The 10,768-nt window shown below is 71.0% G+C and carries 9 protein-coding genes and 1 tRNA gene; 2 read left to right on the forward strand and 8 right to left on the reverse strand.

The window, feature by feature from the left end; genetic code table 11:
* Positions 1–226: 226 nt before the first annotated feature.
* Positions 227–832, forward strand: a complete 606-nt coding sequence (locus ABH927_RS23720) for a DUF305 domain-containing protein (protein ID WP_370024591.1) — start codon at positions 227–229, stop codon at positions 830–832.
* 32 nt (positions 833–864) lie between these two features.
* Here ABH927_RS23720 and ABH927_RS23725 read toward each other — a convergent pair whose 3' ends face one another.
* Positions 865–1,281, reverse strand: a complete 417-nt coding sequence (locus tag ABH927_RS23725; RefSeq protein ID WP_036329836.1) for an SsgA family sporulation/cell division regulator — start codon at positions 1,279–1,281, stop codon at positions 865–867.
* A gap of 467 nt (positions 1,282–1,748) precedes the next feature.
* Between ABH927_RS23725 and ABH927_RS23730 the strand changes: the two genes are divergently transcribed.
* A tRNA-Val gene (locus ABH927_RS23730) sits at positions 1,749–1,823 on the forward strand.
* Positions 1,824–2,315: 492 nt separating this feature from the next.
* Here ABH927_RS23730 and ABH927_RS23735 read toward each other — a convergent pair.
* The 7 genes from ABH927_RS23735 to ABH927_RS23765 form a co-directional block, all read right to left on the reverse strand.
* Positions 2,316–4,172 carry an ABC transporter ATP-binding protein gene (locus ABH927_RS23735; protein WP_370024594.1) on the reverse strand — a complete coding sequence of 619 codons (1,857 nt, stop codon included), beginning with the start codon at positions 4,170–4,172 and terminating at the stop codon, positions 2,316–2,318.
* Positions 4,165–5,955 (reverse strand): ABC transporter ATP-binding protein, encoded by a 1,791-nt coding sequence (locus ABH927_RS23740; protein ID WP_370024596.1) that lies wholly within the window; start codon positions 5,953–5,955, stop codon positions 4,165–4,167. Before ABH927_RS23740 ends, ABH927_RS23735 begins: the two co-directional genes overlap by 8 nt.
* A complete protein-coding gene (locus tag ABH927_RS23745; RefSeq protein WP_370024597.1) occupies positions 5,952–7,070 on the reverse strand; it encodes a lanthionine synthetase LanC family protein in 1,119 nt (372 codons plus the stop codon). The genes ABH927_RS23740 and ABH927_RS23745 overlap by 4 nt, the downstream gene beginning before the upstream one ends.
* 66 nt (positions 7,071–7,136) lie before the next feature.
* Positions 7,137–7,277 carry a hypothetical protein gene (locus ABH927_RS23750; RefSeq protein WP_370024598.1) on the reverse strand — a complete coding sequence of 47 codons (141 nt, stop codon included), beginning with the start codon at positions 7,275–7,277 and terminating at the stop codon, positions 7,137–7,139.
* Positions 7,278–7,315: 38 nt separating this feature from the next.
* The gene (locus tag ABH927_RS23755; protein WP_370024600.1) at positions 7,316–7,468 is read right to left on the reverse strand and encodes a hypothetical protein; all 153 of its coding nucleotides are present in this window, start codon (positions 7,466–7,468) and stop codon (positions 7,316–7,318) included.
* Between the two features lie 34 nt (positions 7,469–7,502).
* The gene (locus ABH927_RS23760; protein ID WP_370024601.1) at positions 7,503–9,872 is read right to left on the reverse strand and encodes a lantibiotic dehydratase; all 2,370 of its coding nucleotides are present in this window, start codon (positions 9,870–9,872) and stop codon (positions 7,503–7,505) included.
* Complete coding sequence (locus ABH927_RS23765) at positions 9,869–10,714, reverse strand: thiopeptide-type bacteriocin biosynthesis protein (RefSeq protein WP_370024603.1); 846 nt, start codon at positions 10,712–10,714, stop codon at positions 9,869–9,871. The genes ABH927_RS23760 and ABH927_RS23765 overlap by 4 nt, the downstream gene beginning before the upstream one ends.
* Between the last annotated feature and the right edge of the window lie 54 nt (positions 10,715–10,768).

Genomic DNA, 10,768 nt, shown 5'->3' on the forward strand with positions numbered 1-10,768 from the left:
CTAATGTTTCGTGATTCTCCCGGGGAGGGGAGCCGCAGGCGGCGGCCGCACAAAGGACAGCGGCCAGGACGGCCGTGAGAATCGGTCGTTTCACTTGTCCCCCCATCCGGCCCGGGTTCCCTGGGCTCCCCCGCCGGGTGGAAAGTAGCCCAGTATGGAAACTATGTCGGGCGGGCGATCAGCGTGGGCGGCTTTCGTAACGGTTGGACTCGTATCGGTTGAGCTCGTGACGGGCGCGGCACTCGCCGGATGCTCGGCCGCCGACCCGCCCACCCCGCTCGTCGCCGGTTCCCAGGCCCCCGTCCTCGTCCCCGGAGCCCCAGGAGAGCCCGGCCGTACGGCGAAGCCCGGGCAGCGGCTGGGCGACTCGGAGGCGAGGTCGACCGGTGCGGACGTCCGCTTCGCGGAGGCGATGATCCCCCACCACAGGCAGGCGCTGGAGATGGCCGGCCTGGCCGGGGCGAGGAGCTCGGAGCCGCTGGTGACCGCCATCGCCGACCGGATCACGACGGGTCAGGGCCCCGAGATCACCGTGATGACGTCGTGGCTGGAGTCGCTCGGCCGCGAGGCGCCCTCCGCCCATGATCACAAGCCGGGGTACGGCATGGCGACGCTGGAGGAGCTGAACCGCCTGCGGGCGGCCAGGGGCGCCGCGTTCGACAGCCTGTTCCTGGAGTTGATGATCAGGCACCACCAGGGCGCGGTCCGCATGGCGGGGGAGGAACTGCGCGACGGCACGGACCGGGCCATGCGGAAGATGGCCCAGGACGTGGTGTCCGGCCAGCAGATCGAGATCACCCGCATGCGGGAGATCCTGGACGGCCGGTCATAGCGATCGTGCCGAGCCGGCCTTACGAGCCGGCCTTATGAGCTCCAGAGCATGTTGGTGAGCTCTTCGTCGAGGTCCATGAAGTCGGTCTCGCGACCGGCGGGGACGAGCTCGTAGGTTCGGTGCAGGAACTCGGTCAGCGGAGCCAGTGGGACCTCGAACAGCGCCTGGCCGAAGGGCGAGGTGAGGCTGATGTTGAGCGTGCGCTCGCCGTCGGAGCGGGCCGGCCAGACCTGGACGTCCCCGTCGCCGACGCGCCTCACGATGCCGACGGTCAGCAGCTCGCGGGCGAAGATCCACTCGACCGGTTCGTCGTTCCCCACGTGGAAGGCCATCCGGATGGCGTACGGATCTTCGGCCGTATAGCTCAGACCGGCGAGGAGGGGGACGGTAGTACGGTCGGGGACCACAAGCCGAAGGCCCAGCTCGGCAGAGACGGTGGTGCTGTTCATCGTCAGCCAAACCTTTTCGTCGTCGGGTCCCCTAACAGGGGCTTTCACTGCTTTGACGGACTTCGCCCGCTGCTCGCGCTACGAGATCGCGCTATGAGGCGAACGAAGAGACCCGTAGGAAAGATTCCGCCTCCAGGCCCTTCTGTAACGCAGATCACAGCTTGACATTCGGTCATCTACCTGCTCAAACATCGTCAAGAGCCGCATGATTACTCTGACTTGGCGCGTCGTTGGAGCCTTCCCGGTCCTGCTATTGCGGGCAAACGATCTTAGGTAGTGCGTATCGGTTGAGCATGGGGCATCACGATGCTATGACACCACACCGTCACGCCGGGCTTTCTCCGGGGAACCTTTCGACGCTGTTGGCGAAGGCCGGACGATCGAGCCTCGTCGCCCTTGCTTTCGCCAGCAGCCCCTAGGTTGCGGTATGGTTTTCCCCGTCGGCACCGCGAGGTGCGGACCATCCCGGGCGATTAGCTCAGCGGGAGAGCGCTTCGTTCACACCGAAGAGGTCACTGGTTCGATCCCAGTATCGCCCACCACGTTTCCGCAGTTCAGAGGCCGGATCCCATGTACGGGAGTCCGGCCTTTTTATCGTCTGACCCCGATCTGACCCCCGGATGAGCCGTCACCGCCTGTCCCGGACCGTCACCGAGCCCCTCGTAGCGGCACCCTCTCAAGCCCTCAGTTTCTGAAACGGTTGGGGTCTCTGCGACATGCCGAACTTCAGTGTGACCGGGCTGATCGCCGGGCACCGGCCCGGGTGTCACCGCCCCCACGACGGCTGAGACGACGAAGGGCACGGTGTAGAGCGCAGCGAGGCGCGTCCGCAGGGTGCGGCGATGCAGGCGCCGCAGCGAGGCCGCTTCGCGGAAGATCACACCACGCCTCTCCGATCCGGTACCCGCCCGCCCCGGTTCCACCGCCTGCGCATCGACCCGGCCGGGCTGGCGGCCGCTCTCACTGATCGGCACGCCCAGCCTGTCCCGCGACATCACCGGGCGCCTCCACCGTTGCCTGCAGGCGACGACGTGTCACGCGGGCGAGGCCAGAGCTGACTCCTGGTAGCCCTTGGCGTGCAGCTTGTAGAGGGTGGCGTACAGGTCTTCCGCGGCCATCAGTTCGTCATGGCTGCCCACCTCACGGATCTGGGCGTCGTCGAGAACGACGATGAGGTCGGCGCTGCGTACGGTGGCGAACCGGTGGGAGACGAAGACGGTGATCGTGCCCTCGCCCGACTGCGCCGCCGTCTCCTGGAAGCGCTTGAAGATCTCGTACTCGGCCGCCGGGTCCAGGTTGGCCGCCGGTTCGTCCAGCACCCGCAGCAGCGGGGCCGCCCGCATGCCCGCCCGGGCCATGGCCAGCTTCTGCCACTGGCCACCGGACAGGTCGGTGCCGCCGGGGAACGTGGCGCCGAGCTGGGTGCGCAGGCCCTTGGGCAGCAGGTCGGGGATGACCGCCGCGCCGGCCCGGTCCAGGGACTCCCCGACCGCCTCCAGGTCGCCGATCCGGGGCAGGTCGCCCAGGCCGACCGACTCGTGCAGCAGGAACTCCGGCCGCAGATAGTCCTGGAAGCAGGCAGTGGTACGGCTGCGCCAGGCCTGGAGGTCGTAGTCGGTGATGTCCCTGCCGCCGTAGGTGATGTGGCCCCCGGTGGGCTGGTACATCTGGCAGAGCAGCTTGACCAGCGTGGTCTTGCCCGCGCCGTTCTCGCCCACGATGGCCACGGTGCTTCCGGCGGGCAGGCGCAGCGACAGGTCGTTCAGGATCGGCCGAGAGACCCCCGGGTAGCCGAAGCTGAGGTGCTCAAGCACCAGGTCCTCGCCCTGAGCGGGGGGAACGGCCGAGCCCGCGGAGGCCTTGGCCGCGGTCTTGGCGTGGTCGTCCAGCCACAGGTAGTACCCGACCGAGCGGACGGACTTCTGCAGGAACGAAAGCATGTTGATCATGTTGGAGACGTTCCCGGTCAGCTGCCCGCCGAGGGAGAGGGTGAGGACGACGTCGCCCGCGGTCGCCTGGCCCCGCAGCACGGCAGCCACGACCAGGTAGAGCGCGCCCGCGAAGCCCAGGCCGAAGACCGTCCAGCCGGCGCAGGTCCACAGGGCGGTGCGCGCCTCGGCCCGCCGCTTGGGCCCGTCCACCTGCTCCTGCAGGTCGCGGTGGCGCTCGGCCAGTTCCCGCTGCAGGCCGCAGACGCGCACCTCCTTGGCCGCGTTCGGCGAGCAGACCAGTGCGAACAGGCTACGCCTGAGCCGGGCGGCGGACGTCGACTCCTCTTCGGCGCGGGCGGTGGCGCGTTCGCCCCGCCGTACGGCGAGCACGGTCGGGAAGGCCAGCAGGACCAGGAGGAGCAGTTCGGGGCGGACGCTGGCCAGCAGCGCGACCGTGAAGCCGAAGGTGATGAGCGTGCGCAGGTTCTCCACCAGCACGCCGAAGGCGGCGCCCAGCCCGGCGCGCTGGCTGCGCAGCAGGTCGAGCCGGTCCTGGTAGGCGGGGTTCTCGTGGTGGTCCAGATGCGGCAGGGTGCTGCACAGGGTCATGATGCGCTGGTCGAGCACGAGCCCGACGCGCTGTTGCAGCCGGTTGCGCACCTCGGCCACGAGGGTCGCGGTGAAATAGGAGGCGACCAGCGCGCCCGCCATCAGGGCGGCCGCGATCGTCATGCCGAACAGGTCGCCGGCGATGGCGCAGTCCACCATCTTCTGCAGGCCGATCGCGGTCACCGCCGTGATCGCGCCGGCCGCGGGGGCCAGGCCGAGGACGAGCAGGGCGTGCCGGGGGTTGGCCCGGAAGGCCGTGCTGATCAGCAGGGCGGCGCTGCGCACCACGGCGCGGGGGGTGACCTTCTCGTCCGCCACCGGCTTCTTGTGCGCCATCGGGTTCTCAGACATGGTGCGCCTCCCGGAATGGTGCGCTCTGCAGGGTGAACATGTGGGCGTACTGGCCGTCGAGTGCCATGAGTTCCTCGTGCGAGCCGTACTCGATCACCCGGCCGCCGTCGATGACGCAGATCCGATCCGCCAGCCGTACCGTGGCGAAGCGGTGCGAAACCAGGATCGTGGTGAGTCCTCGGGTGATGTCCAGGAAGTGCTCGTAGATCTCGGCCTCCGCGCGCACATCGAGGTTGGCGGTGGGCTCGTCGAGGATGAGCACGCGGGCGCCGTGCTCGACGGCCAGGAGCGCGCGGGCCAGCGCCACGCGTTGCCACTGGCCGCCCGACAGGTCGGTGCCGCCCTCGAACCTGCGGCCGAGCGGGGTGTCCCAGCCGAAGGGCAGTTTGGGAAGGACCTCGTCGAGACCGGAGATGCGGGCGACCCGCTCCAGCGCCGCGTCCGAGCGCTCCGCGTCGACCCGGCCGAAGCCGACGTTCTCCCGCAGCGGCAGCTCGTAGCGCAGGAACTCCTGGAAGACGACGGCGAGCTGGCGCCGCCAGGCGCGGGCGTCCAGGTCACGCAGGTCCACGCCGTCGACGGTGACGCGTCCGGCGTCCGGCTCATACAGCCGGGAGAGCAGTTTGATGATCGTGCTCTTCCCGGCGCCGTTGACGCCGACGATCGCGAGCGAAGAGCCGGCCGGGATCTCCAGGTCCAGGCCTTGCAGGACCGGGCGGTCCGGATAGCCGAAGGACACCCCTTCGAGGCGGATGCCCCGGGCGGGCAGGGCCGTGTCCGGTACGGCGGCCGCCCGCTCGTGCGCGGCTTCCACGCCCAGCTCGCCGACCGCGAGGGCGTGCGGTACGGCGGCGCTGGCGTTGGTCAGAATCCACTGCACATCCCCGAGGTAGCCCAGCATGGCCATGCCGGAGATGGCCTGCAGCGCGACGACGATCGACTCCACCCCGAGCCGGCCGCCGGAGGCCGCGAAGGCCAGGTGGAGGAAGACCGCCGTGTGGGCCGCGGCCAGCAGGACCAGGCTCACCACCTTGATGAGGGCGCTGCCGGAGCTGTTCAGCGCGGCCGTGCCTTCGTGCCACGCCCGGGTGAAGCGCTCGAGCAGCCAGTCCTGCAGGCCGAAGACCCGGATCTCCTTGGCGGCGGCGTCGCCGATCGCCAGGTCCCTGGCGTATCCGGCGTGCCTCAGCGCGGGCACCGCCTCGGCTACGGCGGCCACCGCCCGCCGCACGTCCCGCAGCCGCCACCGGGACAGGAGGATCCAGACGGCGGCCAGGGGCAGCGGCAGCCACCATTCCACGGTGGCCAGCGTGATCGCCGCGGCCAGGCCGCTCAGCCGGCTGGAGATCAGGCCGGCGAGCGAGGTCACTGCGGCGCCCGGCGGATGTCCCGTGTTCAGGCCCTGCGCGAGCTGGATGCGGTCGGCCACGGCGGGATCGGTGAGGTGGCCGATGCCGACGGGGCGCAGCGCGCCCTCCAGAGTGGTCTGGGTGAGCATCGCGGTGAAGCGGCGGGCCAGCCCGTTGCCGATGGCGCCGGAGATGGGGAAGATCGCCAGGCGGGCCACGAAGCTGACCATGAGGATGGCCAGGTGCCACCCCACGGAATCCGCCTGGTTGGCCAGGTCGTCCACGACGGCGCCGGTGGCCAGGATGAACCCGGCGCTCAGCAGGGCTTGCAGCAGCAGTACAGCCAGCAGGGTCACGGTCAGGCCGACGGAGACCCGGGGCAGGACCCGGATCACCGCGAGCACACTGGCGCGGTTGTCCGCGTGGTCGCTCATCTCAGGCCCAGCGCGGCAAGCCAGCGCCGGTTCCCCCCTTCCACGGTCAGCAGGGCGGCCAGCACACCGCTGGCCCCGTTCATCAATGACCAGTCGGTGGCCGCCAAGGCGGCGATCTCGTCCGGCCGGTCCAGGAGGTGGTCTTGCAGGTGCGTGGCGAGCGCCGCGGCCCCGGGCAACGGGGTGAAGCGCGAGAAGGCGTCGAAGATGAGCAGCAGTCCGGCCGCGCCGTGGCAGATGGCCAGGTCGCGCAGGTCGAGGTCGTCGTCATAGGCCGTCACGAAGGAGGCCGCCGCCTCCAGCGCGAACGCGGCGAGGCCGGCGTCATCCAGGACTCGCGCCGTCTCCCACAACACCCAGGCGTTGCTGGGACATCCATAGCACCAGGCCTGCAGCGGCCGTTGCCCGTGGAGGGCCCCGGTGCCGGGTGGCCAGGAGAAGACGCCGCGGTCGTCGAGGTAGCACTCGGCGACCATCCGGTCGGCGAGGCGGCGCAGCACCTCGGCCGCCTCGCCGGTGAGCCCGTCGACTTCGGCGGCGGCGCGCAGCGCGGTCAGGATTCCGGGAAGCCCGTGGGCCAGGCCCAGATTGATCCGGCCGATGTTCCAGGCGCGGCGCTCGTCGGCCTGGTGCGGGCCTACCCGCAACCGGGACAGGTCCGCCCCGCCGCACAGCCGCATCAGGTGCGCTGCCAGCGGCGCCCGCCCTACGGCGTCGATGCCGGGGTCGGCCGCCATGGCGAGCAGCACTCCTCCGGGTCCAGAGATGAGGTCGTAGTCCGGCCAGCCGACCTGCTCGTCGCGCCAGGTCAGCGCGGCCGCCTGAGCGACGAGCAGGTCGCGCTGTTCGGCCAGGGGCTCGGCGAGCCGGGGCCAGGAGGTCGCGGCGATGCGCAGGGTCAGCAGGCGTTCCGCCGTACCTCCGCCGAAGAGGCCGAAACGCCGGGGAGGCCGCCGCAGGCCGCGCAGCCAGGAGGCCAGCGCCCGGGTGGCGGTCGGCCCGGAGAGCGCGGCCGCGAGAATTGCCGCGCCCCCGTCGGGGGCGACCGCCGGGAGATCCCGGAGCAGCCGTTCGGCGTAGGACTGGGTCGAGGGTCGTTCGGTTACGCGGGTCATGGGTGGCCTTCCGCCTGTGGCGACGGCGGCGCACAGGGGCGTGCGCCGCCGTCGCCTCCGTGCTTGTCAGCAGGCGATGGTGCAGACGCAGCTGCTGGTGCAGCCGTCGGTGGTGCCGCCCCCGGGCGCGATGGAGTGGACCTCCAGCTCGTCGATGAGGGACTCGACCTCGTCCTGGCTCGGCTCGGGGGTGGGGTTCTCAGACATGATGATCTTCCTTTCTGCTCTGCTGTTCTATACGGACTTCAGAAGGTCTCGTCGCAGGCGATGGTGCAGATGCAGCTGCTGGTGCAGCCGTCGGTGGTGCCGCCCCCGGGCGCGATGGAGTGGACCTCCAGCTCGTCGATGAGGGACTCGACCTCGTCCTGGCTGGGCTCGGGGGTGGGGTTGTCGGACATGGGTGGTGCTCCTTTCGTGGGGGGTTCAGTTCCGTTAGGGCACGGAGACTGGTTCTCGGGCCGCGCGGGCTGCCAGCTCCTGTGGCGTCAGCCCGTACGGCAGGCGGAGGAGGATTTCGGCGGCCACATGTTCGGCCGCAGCCCTGACGGGAAGCTCGTCAGGCGCGGGAAGCATCTCCGAGATGGTGAGCGTCCGCGGCCCGTCGCCCCGCACGAGCGTCTTGAGCGTCTGCTCGAACACCCGGAGCGCGCGCAGGCTCTCCAGGTCGCAGGCGAGCGGCTGCTCGCCGTACGGACCGGAGACGAAGACCCAGCGGGGCAGCCCGAGCTCCGCGCGCAGCCTGCTGAGCGCCCGCAGCTCGGCGAGGTCTCCGCCGCCCACGGGGGCGAGCCGGCCGGCGTCCACCGCCCACTGGGCGACGGAGATCACCAGGGAGCCGGCCACATCGATGCGCGGGACGAAAGCGCGCTGGGGGTGGGCCCTGAGCGAAAGGCCCAGCCGGAGTGTGTGCGACGTGCGCTGCGGGGAGTCGGCGCACAAGATTCCGTTCATCACGGTCCAGGGCACCATCGGGGTCCGGGTCGCGTGCTGGAGAATCCGCAGAGGACGTCCCGCGTGGGAGATCACGATGCGCCCGTCGTCGGCGCGATGCACGCTGAGCTCGCCCAGTGGCAGGAAGCCGTCGGCGCCCTCGTCCCAGGACGAGCCGTAGTGACCCGCGTGGGGGTCGCCCGTCCACAGCTTGGTGAACCGGGGGCGGCGTACCGCGTTGGCGGCCCGCTCGGCCAGCGGCGGAACCAGCAGCTCCACCGAGGGGATGCCGGTGAGCCGGTCCAGCTCGGCCAGGAACGCCCGGTAGTCGTCGGCCGCGGGAACGCTGCCGTGCAGCCAGCGCAGCGTCTCGACGAAGCGCGCGTCCAGCACCCCGGCCGGTCCCGAGTTGTCCAGGACCCAGCCGCCCGAGGCCATCGGCCGGAGCAGGCAGTCCACCGGCCAGCGGAGCGGAGCCCGCGGGGCGCCTAGCGCGTCGAGCGTTTCGGCGGTGATGCTCACCGGGCCGTCGCTGGAGGCGATCAGGTCAAGCAGCCTGGCGTAGCCGGAGCCGGGCTGCAGGGCCGCCGGCCAGCCGGACCTGCCCAGCGGGCGCAGCGCCAGCTCGCCCTTCTCGAACTGCGCGGTGGCTTCTTCGGCGAAAACGTCCAGGACAGGCCGGGGCTGAGGGCCGACGCGGCCGGTAAAAGCGGGCTCTGCAGGCGAGCGCTCGGCCCTGATCAGCGCGAAGATGCGGCGGCACTGCTCGAAGGCGTGCTGCAGCATGGCCAGGTCGGGGGAGAGGGCTCCTCGCGTGCGCCGGTAGACGTCGACGAACCCGGTGTCGCCGGGTGTGTCCCGCTCGGTGATCGTCCGCCAGCGGCGACGCTGCTGCTCCAGGGGAGCCGACACCTCCAGCACACCTCGGCGGGCGAGCTTGGCGAGGAGTGCCGGCGACACGTCGGGCAGCTCGCGCGTCAGCTCCGCCACCGTGCGGGTGCGGGAGCCCAGCAGCCGGACGACCTCGTCGAGCCCCAGCGCCAGACGGACGTTGCTCATCACCGCGCGGGGGGTGGGGGAAGACGGGTCGACGGTCCAGACCGTGAGCCTGCCATCCTCCAGCCGGTGCAGCGGGGGGAGTGAGATCCGGTGGTCCGGGTCCAGCTGTTCGGCGCGGGCCAGGCCGACCCGGTGGGTGTGCACGTTCTGCGTCCACTCGGTCGCGACTCGGTCGTCCACCGACAGCTCGGCCACGGCATGCGTCTCCAGCTCATCCGGCTCGGCGAGCGGGACGAGCGCGACCTGGCCCAGCCAGGCTCTCGGCGTGGTCTTGACCGAGCCCCTGGCGATCATCCGCCACAGGTAGTCGCTGCTCTTGCGTAACCGTTTGGAGCTCCACGGCTCGCCTTCGCTCAGCCGGCGCCGGATGTCGGCGACGATGTCGAAGCTCTCGCTGTCCAGCGTCAGGCTGGAGCCGACCAGCTCCCACGGCAGCGCCAGCAGCCGCTCGTGTTCGGCGTCGATCCGGAGGCGGGTCAGCTCTTCCAACTCGCGCAGCCTGGCCGACAGACGGGTCACCTGGTCCACATCGGGGAGCAGGCCCTCGGTGACGATCGTGCGCAGCCGGGTGGTGTCGGCGTGTCTGCCCTGGTGCAGGCTGCGCCGTACGGACAACACCAGACGACGGTCCGCGACCCGGAGCTCGGGCCTGGGCACCAGCTCCTCCCCGAGCCGCTCGGCCAGAGCGGCCGCCCGCTCGCGGTAGGTCTCCTCGGCGTGGTCCAGCGCGCGGACCAGCTCGAACAGGTCGGGGGCCGATCCGGCCAGCCACGTCCTGATGGGCAGGCCCGCCATCCGCAGCAGGGCACTCATACGCCGCGCACCAGGAGGGCCTCGGTGATCAGGGCCTGCCGTACGGCGGGCAGCGCCGCCCGGTTCCAGTGGAAGATGATCATGAAGGCGGCGACCTCGCGGGGGCCGACGACGGCCAGACCACTCTCGAAGTACTCCTCGAACCAGCGCGCGCCCTCCCCGAGCACACCCGCGTGGTACTCCTCCGCCAGCGGGACCGCCTCGGCGGAGAGCTTGGCGGCCAGCTTGTCCCGGGACGGCCAGGCCGCGCGCAGGGCAGTGGCCAGGGCCTGGATGCGCGGGTCCGCCGCGGCGTCGGGGAGAGCGCGGCCATGGCGGCGCAGGCGGTCCCAGACGTCGAGGTCCTCCCAGCCCACCACCCTCAGGGTCGCCAGCAGCGACTGGACCATCAGCATGGACATCGCCCAGGCCGGCCCGGGCGCGGCCAGGCGGTGGTAGCCCAACCAGGCCAGCGAGTCCGCGGTGAACACCCGGTGCACGCTGCGCATCGAGGCGTCCCCGCCGAAGAGGTAGCTCTCCGGCTCGTAGACGCCGTGCCGCCACTGCTCGATCAGGCCCGCGTCCTGCCAGCCGCGCAACCGCTCGGCCAGCAAGGTGTCGAGCTCGGCTGACGCCTGGAACTCGGCTGACGCCTGGAAGCGGATGCGGAGGCCCGGCGCCTTGTGCATGAAGAAGAACTCGCTCGCCACGCCCTCGGCCAGCACCTGCCTTGCGAGGGAGCCCAGCTCCGCGTACAGGGTGGCCCATGCGTCCAGGCGCGGCTTGAGGCCGTACTGGAGCCAGCGCTCGGCCGGTCGCTCCGGCGGGGCGGCGGGCAGCACTTCCGATTCGATCAGTCGCATTACTGTCTCCGAGGTGGAGGGCGGACATGAGTAATGTCGAACGGGGCCTTCAGA

It is taken from the genome of Planotetraspora sp. GP83 (assembly GCF_041262585.1).
In the GTDB taxonomy this organism is placed as follows: domain Bacteria; phylum Actinomycetota; class Actinomycetes; order Streptosporangiales; family Streptosporangiaceae; genus JAOEGB01.

Coding starts and splice junctions, on each gene's coding strand:
- ABH927_RS23725 (WP_036329836.1), bottom strand. CDS start 1,281: ATGAACAGCACCACCGTCTCTGCCGAGCTGGGCCTTCGGCTTGTGGTC.
- ABH927_RS23735 (WP_370024594.1), bottom strand. CDS start 4,172: ATGTCTGAGAACCCGATGGCGCACAAGAAGCCGGTGGCGGACGAGAAG.
- ABH927_RS23740 (WP_370024596.1), bottom strand. CDS start 5,955: ATGAGCGACCACGCGGACAACCGCGCCAGTGTGCTCGCGGTGATCCGG.
- ABH927_RS23745 (WP_370024597.1), bottom strand. CDS start 7,070: ATGACCCGCGTAACCGAACGACCCTCGACCCAGTCCTACGCCGAACGG.
- ABH927_RS23750 (WP_370024598.1), bottom strand. CDS start 7,277: ATGTCTGAGAACCCCACCCCCGAGCCGAGCCAGGACGAGGTCGAGTCC.
- ABH927_RS23755 (WP_370024600.1), bottom strand. CDS start 7,468: ATGTCCGACAACCCCACCCCCGAGCCCAGCCAGGACGAGGTCGAGTCC.
- ABH927_RS23760 (WP_370024601.1), bottom strand. CDS start 9,872: ATGAGTGCCCTGCTGCGGATGGCGGGCCTGCCCATCAGGACGTGGCTG.
- ABH927_RS23765 (WP_370024603.1), bottom strand. CDS start 10,714: ATGCGACTGATCGAATCGGAAGTGCTGCCCGCCGCCCCGCCGGAGCGA.